Source organism: Myxococcus sp. CA033 (assembly GCF_013336625.1).
Lineage (GTDB): Bacteria > Myxococcota > Myxococcia > Myxococcales > Myxococcaceae > Myxococcus > Myxococcus llanfairpwllgwyngyllgogerychwyrndrobwllllantysiliogogogochensis.
Map to the genome: position 1 here is coordinate 78,212 of NZ_JABUMU010000029.1, position 15,214 is coordinate 93,425.

Here is a 15,214-nt window from a genome sequence, read left to right on the forward strand (position 1 = left end):
GTGGCTATTCGCCTTCCGCCGTCTCGCAGCAGCCCGCGCCGATGGACTCCTTGAGGATCTCCGTCTTGAGGAGGAAGGCGCCCGTGGTGACGACCTCCTGACCCTCGGAGAGTCCCTTCACCACCTCCACGGCCTCGCGAGTCCCGGCGCCCAGCTCCACCACGACGGGCTCGTAGAGTCCCGCGTCCTTCTTCACGAAGACGAGCGTGCGGCCCTCGGCGCGCTGGATGGCCGCGCGAGGAACGAGCAGGGCCTGATGTTCGGCGGCGACCTGCACGCGGGCTCGAAGAAAGAGGCCCGCCTTGAGGGCGCCCTCGGGGTTGGGCAGCTCCACGCGAGCGCGCACGGTGCGAGTGGTCGGGTCCACGGAGGCCCCTACGCGGGTGAGGGTGGCTTCGCGGGTTTCGCCCGGCATGCTCTCGAACGAGAGGGTGACGGGCTGTCCCGCGCGCACCACGCTGGCGTCCGCCTCGGGCACTTCCAGCAAGGCCCACAGGGTGCTCAGGTCGGCGATTTGAAGGAGCGTCTGTCCCGCGCCCACCTGTCTGCCGGGGACCGCGTCACGGCTCACCACCGTGCCGGCGAATGGAGCTGTCAGCGTGTACGTCCCCTGCTGGCTGTGGGCGGAGGCGCCCGTGGCCGTCAGGGAGGCGCGGGCGGCGTCGCGCTCCGCCTCGGCCGCGACCACGTCCGCCTGGGCCTGTTCAAGGCTCTTGCGCGCGCTGATGCCACTGTCGACGAGTGACTGTTGGCGAGCGAGCGCGGCACGCGAGGCTTCCACGCGCGCCTGGGCCGAGGAGAGCCGACCCTGGTCCGCGCCCACCGCACCGGACGTCACCACCACGAGGGCCTGTCCGGCCTTCACCTCGTCGCCGACGTCGGCTCGGACTTCGACGATGAGCGCTTCGCCGCGAGTCGAGAGCTGGGCCCGGCGGTTGTTGTTGAAGTCGAGCTGACCGACGACCTCCAACGTGCGGGCAAAGGGCCGCTCCTCCACGCGCCGGGTCTGGATGCCCGCCTCTCGCGCGGTCTCCGCCGAGGCGAGGCGAACGCGCGTGCCCGGCTCGGGGAAGGCAGGTGGCTCCGCGCCGGCGGCCTTCACGAGCTCCGGGTGGCAGTACGGACAGACGGACTCCGGGAAGCCGTGCTCCCGGCAGTAGTCACCGGCCTCGATGAACTTCGCGACGAGGGCTGGATGACACTTCGTACACTTCGACTCGGGGACCGCGTGTTCCTTGCACCAGTCCTTCGGCGCGGTGGCCTGCGCGGTGAAGGTGAGGTTTGGGTTGCATTGGAAGCACTGTGACTCGGGCACTCCGTGTTCCGCGCACCAGTCGTCTTGTGCCTTGAAGACGTCGATGAGGTCCGGGTTGCATTGAGTGCACAGCTCCGCGGGCACCTTGTGTTCACACAGGGGGATGGGCTGGGCGGGCCCGGAGGTGCCTCCCGCGACGGCCGACGACGCGGCGCGCTTCTCCGCCTCGGCGGGCTTGGATTCCTTGGAGCAGCTCGCCGCGCTCAGGCAGAGCAGGGCGCACAGCATCACCGGACCGACGCGGGAGGCAGGCATCTACTTCACGCCCTTCTTGGCGAGGTCGGGGTGGCAGAGGGAGCACTGGGATTCGGGCCGCTCGTGCTCCGCGCACCAGTCGCCCTTGGCCTTGAAGACGGCGGCGAGCTTCGGGTTGCAGCGCGTGCACAGGGACTTCTGCACGCCGTGCTCACACTTGGGCTTCTCGGCTTCGGAGGTCTGGGACTTCTCGGGGGCCTTGGGCGCTTCGGCCAGGGCAGGGGAGACGGTGAACAGCGCGACGAGCACGGACAGGGTACGCAGCGAACGCATGAGGAGACTCCAGCCGGGGCAGTCGCCCACGGCGGTGAATTCCCGCGCGACCAGGCGCGGGGACGTTGGACAAGGCTTCAGGCGACGAGGACGCGCATGCACGCGCACGCCCGGTGGGCATGCGGAGGGCACACGTCTCCCGTGAAGGGAGGCGTCAGGCTCTAGGCGGCTGGAAGATGTCGTCGGCCAGCCCGGAGAGGACCGGCTCGTCCACGCGGCCCGGCACGGGCGGCGGAGTGGGCGCGTCCGCGAGGTTCTCCAGGACGGGAACCGGCGCGGGAGTGGCCCTCAGCGGGCAGCAGGGGCAGAGGACGCAGCTGGGAGCGCAGTCGGTGCACTCGTCGTCTTCTTCCTCCGCGCAGTCGGCGTGCGTGTCCGAAGCGAAGGCCAGCGTCTGAAAGACGCCGCCCGTCATCAGGACGAGGAGCACGGCCAGGAATCGCAGGAGGAACCGCATCCACCCACTGGCTTAGCCAGGACGAAGGGTCGGAGTCAATTCGCCGAGCCGGCCGCCCGGCTCTCCGGCGTGACGGTCAACTTCTCCAGGAGGCGTCGCATGGCCCGCGAGTCCCAGTCACGAGGGCCTGGGAAGCGGGCGACCAGTCGGCCATCGACCACGAGGAGGCTGGTCGGGAGCAGTTCCACGCCGAAGGCATGGGCGACCTGCTTGCCCACGTCCAGGCGCAGGCGAAACTCGGGTGGGGGAGGGCCCTCGAAGTACGACTCCACGTCCGCGAGGTCCGTGTCGTGGCTGAGGACGATGACCTGGAGTCCCTCGGGAGGCGATTCGGCCAGGGAACGCAGCTGAGGTGTCTCCCCGCGGCAGGGAGGGCACCACGACGCCCAGAACACCACCAGCAACGCGCGCGAGTCCGGTGCATCCGCGATGATCGGCGCGGGGCCTTCTATCCGGACGTAGCTGGGCGGAGGGTCACTCCGGCAGGCCCAGGTCATGGCGAGCAGGCCGAGCGCCAGGGCGTGCCAGGGGTGATGGATGCGCATCAAGCCCTGAAGGTAGCGCGGGCCCTTGGCCCATGCCATGCCCGCACGCAATCGAAGCGGTCTTCGTTCGTGCAGGGGAAGTGGTTGTGGGCCTGAACCGGTGGAGATGGCGGGTTCTGGCTGTTCTACGTGTCGCGGGAGTCCTGAATGAAGCGCGGTTGGATGGATGTGGGTGTTGTCGCGGGACTGGCGCTGTTGCTCGTGGTGTCACCGGCCACCGCGGCGAGCCGGAAGGACGCGATTGATCGCCTGACGGCGAAGTACACCGAGCTGAAGCAGTTCAATGGTGCGCTGCTGGTCGCCGACGAGAAGGGCATCATCCTCAAGAAGGGGTATGGCCCGGCGAACTTCGAGTGGCAGATCCCGGTAACGCCGGACACGAAGTTCCGCATCGGCTCCATCACCAAGCAGTTCACCGCCGTGCTCATCCTGAAGCTCGTGGAAGAGGGCAAGGTGGGGCTCGAGGACCCCATCACGAAGCACCTGCCGGACTACCGCCAGGACACGGGCGCGCGCGTCACGGTGACGCACCTGCTGAACCACACGTCGGGCATCCCCAGCTACACGTCGCGGCCAGACTTCAGTGCGAAGTTCGCTCGCAATCCGTACAAGGTTCCCGACTTCGTGAAGCAGTTCGCCAGCGGCGACCTGGAGTTCGAGCCGGGGTCGAAGTACTCGTACAACAACTCGGGCTACTTCCTCCTGGGCGCCATCATCGAGAAGGTGACGGGCAAGACCTATGCGCAGGTGTTGCGCGAGCGGATCTTCGAGCCGGTGGGGATGAAGAACACGGGCTTCGACGTGTCGGCGACGGTGCTGGCGAAGCGCGCGAGCGGCTACGAGCGCAACCCGGGCGGCTTCGTGAACGCGGCATACATCGACATGGGCCTGCCTTATGCCGCCGGGTCGATGTACTCGACGGTGGAGGATCTCTACCTGTGGGACCGCGCGCTCTACGGGGACAAGGTGCTGCCGGCGGCGCTGAAGCAGAAGATGTTCACCCCGGGGCTGGACGACTACGGCTTCGGCTGGAACGTGGCCCCGACCCAACTGGATGACGGGAAGACGAAGGTCGCGACCACGAGCCACGGTGGAGGCATCCACGGCTTCAGCTCGTTTCTGATTCGCGTGCCGGAAAAGAAGGAAGTTGTCATCGTTTTGAGCAACGTGGGGCGCGGGGTGAGGGCGCGCAGCGTGGCAGTGGGAGCCCTGAGCATCCTGCACGGCGTCACGCCCCAGACTCCGCTGAAGCCGATGGGCGAAGTGGTGTGGGAGGTGCTCGACAAGGGGACCGCCTCGGACGCCATCGCGCGGTACAAGACGGTCAAGGAGAAGAAGCCCACCGAGTACTTCTTCGGTCCGGGAGAACTCAACACCGTCGGCTATCAGCTGTTGTCGGCCGGGCGCATGCCGGAGGCCATCGAGATCTTCAAGTTCAACGTGGATCAGTTCCCGCAGGATGGGAACGTCCATGACAGCCTGGGCGAAGCGTATCTGGCCAACGGCGACAAGGCCCTGGCCGCGTCGAGCTATCGCCGGTCGCTGGAGTTGGATCCGTCCAACACGAACGCGGAGAAGGTTCTCAAGGAGATCGAGAAGCCCGCGGCGAAGACGCCCTGACGTATCGACTCCCGCGGGGCTTGGGCTCCGCGGGAGTATGTTTCCCGCTCATGAGCGACCCGGTTCTCTACCGCCCCTTCGACATCGTCCAACGCCTGGGGACAGAGAAGGCCGTCATCTACCGTTGCATTGAAGTGCTTCCCGGACGCGGCTTCATGGTCCAGAGCGCTGACAGGGTCTGGTTGCCCGTGGAGCGAGAGATGCTCCGGGGCCACGAGCAGCGCTTCTGGGAATTGCTTTGTGAAGAGGCTCCCGAGGTGAGGAGCAGGCTGTTCGCGACGGTTGAGCAAGCCATCGCTTCATTCGACGCCGACTTCAACGAGGACTGAGCGGGCACCCAGGCGTCGGCTACGGTCACCGCGATTCTCGCCGTCATAGGAATGCCGCCGGGCAGCTCGCCGTTCACTTGCCCCTGTGGTGTGTTTTCCGTGAGGCGAGACGGTTGGCGAGCCAGCCGGCGGGCAGGGCGCGTCGCGCGAGTGACGCCGCGTCCGTCCACGGCCCCTCGGCTCCAGTGGTATGAGCCCGGGATGCGCACCGCGCGCACCGCCTCGTGGTCTCGGTTTCTGGTTGTTCTCTTGCTGCTGGGGTTGAGCGCTGGCGTCGCGTCTGGCGCCCCGGCACTCGAGCTGGTGCAGGTGGGAGGCGCCCGCCCCTTTGAGGCCGAGTACATCACCGAGGTGATGTACGACCGCGTGGGGCTGCTCTGGATTGGCACCCGCGAGGGGCTCTACCTCCACGACGGTCAGCGCTTTCGCAAGTTCCAGTACGAGCTCGGCAACCCCGCATCCCTGGCGAGCAACGCGGTGCGGACCTTGTTCGAAGACCGCCTCGGTCGCCTGTGGGTCGGCACCATGACGGGCGGGCTGAGCCTGGTGGACCGGGCACACTGGTCTTTCAAACACTTCCGCCACGACTCCTCGGACGCCACGAGCCTTCCCCACGACGGCGTGTTCGCGCTCGCGGACGCGGATGACGGCCAACTGTGGGTGGGGACGAGCGCGGGCCTGGCGTTGCTGGACCCATCGACCGGGCGAGCGGTGCGCGTGCCGCTCGTACCGGGAGGCGGCGAGGAGTTCGTGATGGCGCTGCGTCACGACCGCGCCGGCGCGCTCTGGGTGGGCACGCTCAAGGGTGGCTTGTTCCGGCTGGACCCGGGAACCCACGCCTTCGAGCACGTCTCTCCAGACGAGGGAGGCCCCGACGCGAGGGATGTCTTCAGCCTCGCCCCGGACCTGGGCGGAGGAATGTGGGTGGGGACGCGCGCGGGGCTCTATCGGATCGGGCCGGGCGAGCAGGTCCTTCGCCGCGCCAGGCTCACGCCGTCCAGCGTCGTGGACAAGCTGCGTACCGTCACCGAGCTCGAGCCCGATGGGCGAGGGACGCTGTGGGTCGGCTCCTTCGGCTCAGGCCTGTTTCGCGTGGACACCGTGAGCGGAGTGGTGAGCGAGGAGCGGCTTCCTTCGGCGGGGCCCGGCTACGAGCAGCGCATCGACGAGGGCTCGCTCGCCGTGGGCGCGAGCGGAGACCTGTTCATCGGCACGTTTGGAATGGGCCTGTTCCATGCGCCGCTGCGCTCCGACGTCTTCCAGACGCTGCGGGCGAGGGGTGGGGACAGGACCTCCGGGCTGACGAACGAGGACGTGTGGGCGGTGACTCCCGAAGACGAGGGCCACCTGCTGGTGGGCAGCTTCGGCGGGGGCGTGGACCGCGTGGATGTGCGCACCGGTCAGGCCGAGCCTCTGCGCGTGCCCGTTCCCGAGGGTGCGGATGCGCGCGGTGTGCTGAGCCTGCTGCGCACGAGGGAGGGCATGTTGTGGGCGGGCTTCACGCAGGGCTCGTACCGCTTCGAGCCCGGGACAGGCCGGTTGAAGATGTACCGCAGTCGCCTGGACACCGGCGCGGGTGACAATCCTCGCTACGTCACCGCGCTGCTGGAGGACTCGCGCGGACGGGTATGGCTGGGCAGTGGCGGCGACGGGCTGCAGCGCTATCGCCCGGAGACCGACGACTTCCAGGCCTTCCGGCACGGCGCGGATGCACCGCGCTCGCTGTCCGACGACTATGTGACGGCGTTGATGGAGGACCGGCGTGGGCGCTTCTGGGTGGGCACGCGCTCGGGCGGGCTCAATGTCTGCACGGCGGGAGAGGACACGCTCGACTGCACCCGGCTGGGCGCGAGCTCGGTGCCGCGCCTGAGCCACTTCTACGTGAGCACGTTGATGGAAGACCCGACAGGGGCGGTCTGGGTGGGAACGGTGGGCGGTGGGTTGCAGCGCGTCTCCCTCGACGAGGCGGGCGTGCCCGTGGACGTGGCGTTGTGGACCAGCGCCGAGGGGCTCATCGACGACAACGTGATGGCGCTGGCGCGTGCCCCGGATGGCGCGCTCTGGGTGAGCACCCGCGCGGGCCTCTCCCGCCTCGAGGTGCACACCCAGGCGTTCGAGAACTACGCCGCGTCGGATGGACTGCCCACGGGGGTGTTCAACCCAGAGGCGGTGGCCCTGCTGGGAGGACGGCTCTACTGGGGAAGCTCCAAGGGACTCGTGGACCTGGACCCCACGGTGCGTCCGCCGCGAGAGCCGCCGCCGCCCCTGGTGCTCACCTCCATCGAAGGGCTGGAGCGCGACGCCCTGCCAGACAAGCCCGTGTGGGAGCTGTCCCGCCTGGACGTGCCGTGGCATCAGCCGTTCTCGCTCGAGTTCTCGTTGCTCGACTACGGACGCAGCGGCACGGAGTACGCGTACCGCTTCACGTCCGACGAGCCCTGGCTTCCGCTGGGCACTCGGAACCAGATTTCCTTTCACTCGCTCCCGCCGGGGGAGCACTCCCTGCAACTGCGCGCGCGCAGTCCGGGGCGTGAGTGGGTCCGGATGCGCCCCTTCGTCCTGCGCGTCGCCCCGCCCCTCTGGCAGCGCACCGACGTGCGCTTCGGCACGCTCGCGGTGGTCCTCATCCTCTTGGTGGCGGGGCTCGCGTGGCGCACCCGCCTGCTGGGCCGGCGCAACCAGGCGCTTCGCACCTTGCAGGTCGAGCGCGAGCAGGCCCTCGAGGAGGCGCAGACGGGGCGCGACCGGCTTCGTCGCCTGACCATGCGACTGGAGGCGGCGAAGGAAGAGGAGCGCAAGCACCTTGCCCGGGAGCTGCATGACGAGTTCGGTCAGGCGCTCACCGCGGTGAAGCTCAACCTGGGCCTGGTGAGCGCCACGGTCCCCATCACCGGCTCCGCGGCGGTGCGCCTGCCGGACGCCGTCGCGCTCATCGACCGGCTCATCGGTCAGGTGCGCGCGCTGTCGGTGGACCTGCGTCCTCCCCAGCTCGACGAGCTGGGGCTGGTCTCCGCGCTGGAGTGGTACCTGCGCGGGGTGACCCAGCGCAGTGGGGTGGAGCTGGTGTTCACCTCGGCGGCGGCGCCTCCCTCGCTGGGCGCGGGGCGAGACATCGTCGTCTTCCGGGTCATCCAGGAGGCGGTCACCAATGCCTTGCGCCACGCGAAGGCCCGGCGCATCGACGTCAGGCTGGAGTCGGTGGGGCAGCTCATCCGGCTCGAGGTGCGGGACGACGGGAAGGGCTTCGAGGTCGACCAGGTCCTGACGGGCCGTGCACCCGGAAGCTTCGGGGTGTTCGGCATGCAGGAGCGGGTTCGAGACCTCGGAGGACGTTTCGAGGTGACCTCGCGCCCGGGGGAGGGGACGCGGGTGGTGGCGGAAGTGCGACTGGAGGACGACTCCATCGGAGGAACGCATGCGCGTGTTGCTGACGGATGACCACCAGTTGGTGAGGGCGGGGCTGCGCGCGCTGCTCGAAACCTTCGGTGGGGTGACGGTGCTCGCGGAATGCGGCGACGGGCAGGAGGCGCTGGTGTTGACGAACAAGCTCCAGCCGGACGTGCTGCTGCTGGACCTGTCGCTGCCCGGGCTCAATGGCATCGAGGTCGCGCGGCGGGTGCCGAAGCTGAGCCCCTCCACGCGGGTGCTCGTGCTCTCCATGCACACCTCGGCGGAGTACGTGGCGCAGGCGCTGCGCGCGGGCGTGGCGGGCTACCTCGTCAAGGACTCGGCGGTGGAGGAACTCAAGGTGGCGCTGGACTCCGTGTCGCAGGGGCGCACCTACCTGAGCCCCGCCATCTCCCAGACGGTGGTGGCGGGCTTCCTGCGCATCACCGAGGAGACGCCCGCGGCGAATCCGCTGGACCTCCTCACCTCGCGCCAGCGGGAGATCCTCCAGCTCATCGCGGAGGGGAACGGCACGCGTGCCATCGCCGAGCGGCTGGACGTGAGTGTGAAGACAGTGGAGGCGCACCGGACGCAGTTGATGGACCGACTGGACATCCACGACGTCCCCTCGCTCGTCCGCCTCGCGGTGCGCCACGGGCTCGTCCCGGGGGAGCCCGTGGGGCCGTAGGGGATTCCTGAGGGACGGCTAGGGGGCTCCCCGATGGTGGGCTCATCCAAGGGTTATCTAGCGTCGCGCCGTGTCCTCGTCCCTCACGGAGCGTCCCCACCGCATGAGTCTCCATCCCCGTCCCCGTCTCTCCAGCGCAGTGCTGGTGGGACTCCTGAGTGTCGTGCTCACCGCTTGCGGTTCGGACCCGAAGTCGCCAGGCGAGCCAGATGCCGGAGGCGGGATAGATGCCGGAGGCGGGACAGATGCCGGAGGCGGGACAGATGCCGGAGGCGAGACACCTGTCAGCCACGCGGTGGGTGGCACCGTCACGGGCCTGCGTGAGGGCGCGCAGGTGGTGCTGCGCAACGGCGAGGATTCGCTGCGGGTGAGCGCCAATGGGGCCTTCGTGTTCGGCCAGAAGGTGGCGGAAGGGAGCGCCTACTCGGTCGTCATCCAGGAGCAGCCGGTGGGCGCCACGTGCACCACGGGCGAGGCGAGCGGCACCGTGGGGGATGCGGACATCACCCAGGTCCTCGTGAGCTGCGCGGCGAACCTCCACGCGGTGGGAGGCAGCGTGTCCGGTCTGGTCGCAGGCTCCACGCTCGAACTCCAGAACAACGGAGGCCCGGTGCTCACCGTCACGGAGAGCGGAGCCTTCCGTTTCGCGGAGGAGGTCGCGGACCTCACGGACTACGCGGTGACGGTGAAGACGCAGCCCGAGGGCCACGACTGCATCGTGGAGCACGGCGCGGGCACGCTGAGCGGCTCGGCGGTCACCGATGTGGCGGTCAATTGCACGGCGCGGACCTTCGCCCTGGGCGGCTCGCTGTTCGGCCTGACCCCAGGGAACTCGGTTGTGCTGAGGAACAACGGCGAAGACGCCGTCACCGTGTCCTCCAACGGCCTCTTCACCTTCGCTCGCCCGGTGGCCTTCGGGGCGACGTACGCGGTCACCGTCGAGGCGACCTATCCCGTCACGTGCAGCGTGTCGCGGGGCGAGGGCACCATGGCGGCGCAGGCGGTGACCAACGTCGCCGTCACCTGCACCACCACGCGATACCTGGTGGGCGGAACGGTGTCGGGCATCATCAAGGGAGGCGTGCTCAAGCTGCAGAACGGCGCCGAGACGCTCCTGGTCAACACCAACGGCCCCTTCACCTTCGCGCAGCCCGTGGACGACCTCGCGAGCTATGCGGTGAGCCTCGTTTCCTCGCCCATTGGACATACCTGCGAGATGGTGGGGGGAACGGGCACGCTGAGCGGAGCCAATGTCAGCTCGGTGGTCGTCACCTGTGAGCCGAAGCAGTACCACCTGGGTGGGGCGGTGACGGGCCTCTCCAGCGGTCAGTCGGTGGTGGTGAAGAACAACGGGACGGATGCTGTCACCGTCACGACCAACGGCGCTTTTTCCTTCCCGACCGGGGTGCTCTATCGCGGCACCTATGCCGTCACCGCGGAGGCCACCTATCCGCTGAGCTGCGTCGTGCCGAATGGCGCGGGCACGCAGGGCTCGGCGGCCGTCACGAATGTGGCTGTCGCGTGCCGCACCTGGTCCTTCACGGTCGGGGGCACGGTGACAGGATTCGTCGAGGGAATGACGTTCGAATTGTGGCTCAACGAGAGCGAGGTCCTCACCGTCGACTCCAACGGTGCCTTCACGTTCACCCGTCCGGTGGCGGACCTGGGGGCCTACGCCGTCGCGGTGAAGACGCAGCCCCCGGGGCAGTCCTGCTCGGTGCAGCAGGGTACGGGCACGGTGGGAGGCTCGAATGTCACGCAGGTGGCTGTCACGTGCAACCCGGACTCCTTCGTCGTAAGGGGCACGGTGGCCGGGCTCGATGGCTCGCAGTCCGTGGTGCTGCGGAACAACGGAGGGACGGCGCTCACCGTGGCCGTGAATGGTGCCTTCGCCTTCCCGACGCCGGTGGCGTTTGGTAGCGCCTACTCCGTCTCGGCGGAGATCGCGTCCCCGCTGGGGTGCAGCGTGGCGAAGGGCTTTGGCACCATGGGCGCGGGGGATGTGACCGACGTGACGGTGCTCTGCGGAGGGACGTCATACCCTGTCGGAGGAGTCGTGGCGGGGCTGGCGGCGGGCGCCACGCTCGAACTCCAGAACAACGGCGCCGACGTGCTCGCGCTCTCCGCCAACGGTCCGTTCACCTTCACCCGGTCCGTGGTGGACCAGGCCGCGTACGCGGTGATGGTGAAGACGCAGCCGGTGGGGCAGCGTTGCTCCGTCCAGTCCGGGGCTGGCGCGGTGAATGGAGGTCCGGTCTCCGACATCGCGGTCTCCTGTGAGGACGTCCACGCGCTGGGGGTTCACGTCGCGGGGTTGACGGGCACGTTGGGGCTGCGCTCCGGAACAGACACCCTCACCGTCGCCACCGATGGAGAGCACGCCTTCGCGCAAGGGCTGCTCCCCGGTGAGTCGTACTCTGTGCAGGTGAGCCGTCAGCCGCTGGGGCAGACGTGCGAGGTGCTGAGCGGCACGGGCACCATGGGCGATGCGGGCCTCACCGTGGCCGTCTCCTGCGCGCCCAACGTGATGGTGCTTCACGTGGGGGGCGGCGCCTCGGCCCTCAACGCGTCCGCCACCGAGGCCTTCCTCGAGGAGTACCGCCCCACGGGGGGGGCTCCGGTGCGGACCCTCGCGATTCCCGCCATGGGCCTTGCTGGCGCGAACCGGCTGACCGTCTCCGGCAGCGATGACTATCAGGGGTTCCTCTCGCTCTCCGGGGACGGCCGCCTGCTCACCTTCGCGGGGTATGACGCGGAGGTGGGAACCGCGAATGTCTCCGGCACGTCCGCGGCGCAGACGTCCCGCGTGGTGGGTCAGGTGGATGTCGCGGGAGCCTTCACCATCGGCGCTCGCCTGAGCGATGCCTATGACCTCGACTCGGTGCGCTCGGCCACGACGGTGGATGGCTCCGCGTACTGGCTCGCGGGGCGGGGTGGTGGCATCCGCCACGTCCTGGCGGGCGCGAGCCCCAGTGCATCGACCGTCCTCTCCAGCGGGGTGAATGACTGCCGTGTCGTGAATGTCTTCGACGGGCGTGTCTACTTCACGATCGGCATCGCGCCGGTCCCGAACCCGCAGGGCTACCGCCAGGGCGTGCACGCGTTCCCTTCCGCGCTCCCTACGGTGATGGAGACCCCGGTTCAGCTGCCCTCGTTCGCCATCACGATCACGAGCTCCGGCTTCGCGATGCTCGATTTGGACCCCGAGGTGGAGGGAGTGGACACGGCCTACGTCTCCATCAATCTCAACCTCACGGCCTCGCAGGGTGGGACGCCGGACACGGTGCGCCTGGAGAAGTGGACCTTTGACGGAGTGGCCTGGAGCAAGAGGGACACCTTCGTGCCCACCTTCGCCGTCGCGGGGACGACGACCAACCGCATCGCCACCCATGGCGTCTCCGCGACGAAGACTCCCTCGGGCGTGAGGGTCTATGTCACCACCGCCCTGAGCGGCTCGGGTGGCGCGGGCAACATGCTGGCGACCTTCCTGGATGACGGGAGCACGGTGACTCCCTCGGTGACCGTGCTGGCGAAGGCTCCGGCCAACACCGCCTTCCGTGGGGTGAGTGCCAGTCCGCGCCCCTGAGCCGTGCGCTGCGCCACGCGCCCCTAGGGGATTCCTGAGGGACTCCTAGGGGCGCCCCCGATGGTTCGCGGTTCCCTCCTTCTTCACAGTCACCATTCCCCATCCCCGGTCCTCGCGTGTCGGATGCGCGGCGCCGTGCAGAGAGGTCGATTCATGAGAGAGCGTTCCGGTCGTCGTTGGCTCCACCGCGCGTTGCTCGGGCTTGTCTCCGTGGCCGCCATCGCGGCGTGTAGCAGCGACAAGTCTCCCTCCGTGAAGTCCCTGCGGATTGCGCCCACGAGCTTCACGCTCGCCGCGGGCCTGGGTGGTGAGGTGGTGGCGACGGCCACCCTCTCCGATGGCAGCACGCGCGATGTGACACGGGAGACGACGTGGTCCTCGGATGATGCCGCCATCGCGACGGTGTCACAGGACACGAGTGGCGCGCCCCAGGTGCGAGCGCTGACCCAGGGCCAGACGACGCTGCGGGCCCGGTGGGACGCGGTCTCCGCGGAAGCGCCGGTGCAGGTGACCAACGCCACGCCGGTCTCGATGGTGATTGCTCCCTCGTCGCCGTCCCTCGCCGTGGGGCTCTCCCAGCAGCTCACGGCCACGGCCACCCTCACGGATGGCGGCACGCACGTCCTCACCAGCGACGTCCAGTGGAGCTCCTCGGATGCGACGGTGGCCACGGTCTCCGAGAGCGGCCTGGTGCGCGCCCTCGCTCCCGGGCAGGCCACGGTCCGGGCAGTGCTCGGCACGGTGGAGGTCTCCGCCCGGGTGACTGTCACCGACGCTGTCGTCACCGCCATCGCCGTGACGCCCGATGCGGCCTCGCTCGCCCGTGGGAGCACCGTGTCGTTGGTCGCCACCGCCACGCGCTCCGACGGCACGGTGGCGGATGTCTCCACCGAGGCGACCTGGAGCTCCAGCGACACGGCGGTCGTGTCCCTGAGCCAGCGCGTCGCGAGCGGGCAGGGGATGGGCACCGCGCGCATCACGGCGACGTTCCGTGAGGTGAGCGGAAGCGCCCAGCTGACCGTCGCGGAGGCCACCGCGCTCACGCTCTCGCCAGCGGAGGTCACGCTGGTGGAAGGACACGCGCGCCAGCTCCATGCGACGGCCACGCTCGACAACGGCACGAGCCAGGACGTTACCGCCAGCGCCACGTGGAAGAGCAGCCAGCCCACGGTGGCCGTCGTCTCCATGGACGCCTCGACGCGCGGTCAGGTCACGCCGGTGGGTCCGGGTGCTTCGTCTCTCACGGCGACCTTCAACGGACTGAGCGCCAGCGCCCAGGTGAATGTCGCGCGCCTGAGTGTCTCCGCGGTCGTCCCCACCTTCCAGACGCTGGAGGATGGGGTGGTCTCCTTCACGGCTCAGCTCGCCAAGGCGGTGGCCCCCTCCACGAAGCTGCGCTGGCGGGTGACGCTGAGCCGCACGAATCCCCCCATGACTTCGTCCGAGCCGGAGAGCCAGTCTCCTGTCGTGGGGCAGGCCCTGCGCTACGACACGGGGACGGCGGGCGAAGTGGCGGACCGGCCCGAGACCTGGATGGGTGGCTTCGAGACGGACGGAAGTGGTGTCACCTATCTGGGCCCGGAGGAAGGGTTCGAGGTGGGCACGACGCGGCTCCAGACGAGCGAGGGCCAGACCTGGGCCTTCCGCACGCGCTTCGCCATCAAGGGCCGCTACACGCTGCTGCTCGAATTGCTCGATGTCAGCGAGGCGGGCGCTCCCGTGCGCCTCGGCGGAGAGACGGCGCTGAGCGCCACCGTGGGCACCCTGCGCGCGCCGGACGCGTCCGAGTTGCTGCTGTATGCCGCGTCACCGACAGGGGAGGCCACGAGCGAGGAGTCGAGCTTCCCGCAGGCGTACGCCGTGGCTCCGGACGGCACACGGCTTCGTCAGCTCACGCCGGTTCCCGCTCCCTTCGTCTCGCCTCGCGACGTGCACTCCGAGCTGACCCGTTCGCCCGACCGCAAGACGATGGCGTGGGTGGATGGGCGCGACATGTTCGGAGGCATCTTCTTCCGGGGCGTCGTCTACCTCGCGGATGCGGATGGCAGCCATGTGAGGCGCCTCTCGCAGGTGAGCCCCGCGCTGTGCGGAGAACGCTCCGTCGAGTTCTCGCCGGATGGGCAGTGGATCTCCTTCGTGAGGTCCTGTTCGTACGACCCATTCCCGGGCCGTGCCTCCACGGAGTTCCAGTACATCATCCGCCCCGACGGGACCGACGAGCGGCGCATCCTCATCGCGGACGTCAATGACATGCCGTCGCCCACGCCCATCTCGTCCGTGGTCTACGGCACCTTCTCGCGCGACAGCGCCACGCTCTACACCGTCGAGTATCTGGCCAAGGGCACCCGGCTCTGGGCCTACTCCCTCGCGGATGGGAGCGCGCGCAAGGTGCTCGACTTCGCGGTCCGGGGGCAGGAGATGGCGGCCCTTTCGAAGTTCCCGATGGTGCTGCCCAATGGTGACCTGCTCTATCACTACCGGAACCTGGACGTGACCTCGGACACCTGGCTGGAGCGTGTGAAGCCCGATGGTACCGGGCGAGAGATCGTGCGTCCCATCGGGCTCGGCAACCACGGCCAGTATCTCCAGAGCCTCTTCACGCTCTCTCCGGACGGTACGCGCGTGGCCTACGCGCAGGTGGACCCGGAGACAGGGATTGCCACCATCATGGTCTCAAACCTCGATGGCTCGGACGCTGTCTCCATGGGCAATCCACCCGCGTACTTCGTGAGGCGCGTGTCTTGGGTTCGCTAGCCCCG

The 15,214-nt window shown here is 68.9% G+C and carries 10 protein-coding genes; 6 read left to right on the top strand and 4 right to left on the bottom strand.

Features of this window, described 5'->3' with window-relative positions; translation table 11 throughout:
* Positions 1 to 4: 4 nt before the first annotated feature.
* The 4 genes from HUA78_RS40050 to HUA78_RS40065 form a co-directional block, all read right to left on the bottom strand.
* Positions 5 to 1,570 (bottom strand): efflux RND transporter periplasmic adaptor subunit, encoded by a 1,566-nt coding sequence (locus HUA78_RS40050; RefSeq protein WP_174478612.1) that lies wholly within the window; start codon positions 1,568 to 1,570, stop codon positions 5 to 7.
* On the bottom strand, positions 1,571 to 1,843 hold the full coding sequence (locus HUA78_RS40055) for a hypothetical protein (protein ID WP_174458646.1): 273 nt from the start codon (positions 1,841 to 1,843) through the stop codon (positions 1,571 to 1,573). It abuts the gene before it with no gap.
* Between the two features lie 154 nt (positions 1,844 to 1,997).
* Positions 1,998 to 2,300: a hypothetical protein gene (locus HUA78_RS40060; protein ID WP_141643313.1), complete on the bottom strand. Its 303-nt coding sequence runs from the start codon at positions 2,298 to 2,300 to the stop codon at positions 1,998 to 2,000.
* 35 nt (positions 2,301 to 2,335) lie between these two features.
* Positions 2,336 to 2,884: a TlpA disulfide reductase family protein gene (locus HUA78_RS40065; protein ID WP_306663482.1), complete on the bottom strand. Its 549-nt coding sequence runs from the start codon at positions 2,882 to 2,884 to the stop codon at positions 2,336 to 2,338.
* A 108-nt stretch (positions 2,885 to 2,992) separates the two neighbouring features.
* On the opposite strand from HUA78_RS40065, the gene HUA78_RS40070 reads away from it, so the two are divergent.
* From HUA78_RS40070 to HUA78_RS40095, 6 genes are all read left to right on the top strand, one after another.
* The gene (locus HUA78_RS40070) at positions 2,993 to 4,465 is read left to right on the top strand and encodes a serine hydrolase (protein WP_174468709.1); all 1,473 of its coding nucleotides are present in this window, start codon (positions 2,993 to 2,995) and stop codon (positions 4,463 to 4,465) included.
* 50 nt (positions 4,466 to 4,515) lie between these two features.
* Complete coding sequence (locus HUA78_RS40075) at positions 4,516 to 4,794, top strand: hypothetical protein (RefSeq protein WP_174462666.1); 279 nt, start codon at positions 4,516 to 4,518, stop codon at positions 4,792 to 4,794.
* Between the two features lie 201 nt (positions 4,795 to 4,995).
* Entirely contained in the window at positions 4,996 to 8,232 is a 3,237-nt protein-coding gene (locus HUA78_RS40080) for a two-component regulator propeller domain-containing protein (RefSeq protein ID WP_217442776.1), read from the top strand.
* Entirely contained in the window at positions 8,210 to 8,869 is a 660-nt protein-coding gene (locus tag HUA78_RS40085) for a response regulator transcription factor (protein ID WP_141643310.1), read from the top strand. Before HUA78_RS40080 ends, HUA78_RS40085 begins: the two co-directional genes overlap by 23 nt.
* 70 nt (positions 8,870 to 8,939) lie before the next feature.
* A complete protein-coding gene (locus HUA78_RS40090; RefSeq protein ID WP_371745778.1) occupies positions 8,940 to 12,455 on the top strand; it encodes a hypothetical protein in 3,516 nt (1,171 codons plus the stop codon).
* Positions 12,456 to 12,608: 153 nt separating this feature from the next.
* Entirely contained in the window at positions 12,609 to 15,209 is a 2,601-nt protein-coding gene (locus HUA78_RS40095; protein ID WP_174478614.1) for an Ig-like domain-containing protein, read from the top strand.
* Positions 15,210 to 15,214: the final 5 nt, after the last annotated feature.

Excerpts from the sequence above, each read along its gene's own strand:
- HUA78_RS40055 (WP_174458646.1), bottom strand. The coding sequence starts at position 1,843 with ATGCGTTCGCTGCGTACCCTGTCCGTGCTCGTCGCGCTGTTCACCGTC.
- HUA78_RS40065 (WP_306663482.1), bottom strand. The coding sequence starts at position 2,884 with ATGGCATGGGCCAAGGGCCCGCGCTACCTTCAGGGCTTGATGCGCATC.
- HUA78_RS40075 (WP_174462666.1), top strand. The coding sequence starts at position 4,516 with ATGAGCGACCCGGTTCTCTACCGCCCCTTCGACATCGTCCAACGCCTG.
- HUA78_RS40070 (WP_174468709.1), top strand. The coding sequence starts at position 2,993 with ATGAAGCGCGGTTGGATGGATGTGGGTGTTGTCGCGGGACTGGCGCTG.
- HUA78_RS40095 (WP_174478614.1), top strand. The coding sequence starts at position 12,609 with ATGAGAGAGCGTTCCGGTCGTCGTTGGCTCCACCGCGCGTTGCTCGGG.
- HUA78_RS40060 (WP_141643313.1), bottom strand. The coding sequence starts at position 2,300 with ATGCGGTTCCTCCTGCGATTCCTGGCCGTGCTCCTCGTCCTGATGACG.
- HUA78_RS40085 (WP_141643310.1), top strand. The coding sequence starts at position 8,210 with ATGCGCGTGTTGCTGACGGATGACCACCAGTTGGTGAGGGCGGGGCTG.
- HUA78_RS40080 (WP_217442776.1), top strand. The coding sequence starts at position 4,996 with ATGCGCACCGCGCGCACCGCCTCGTGGTCTCGGTTTCTGGTTGTTCTC.
- HUA78_RS40050 (WP_174478612.1), bottom strand. The coding sequence starts at position 1,570 with ATGCCTGCCTCCCGCGTCGGTCCGGTGATGCTGTGCGCCCTGCTCTGC.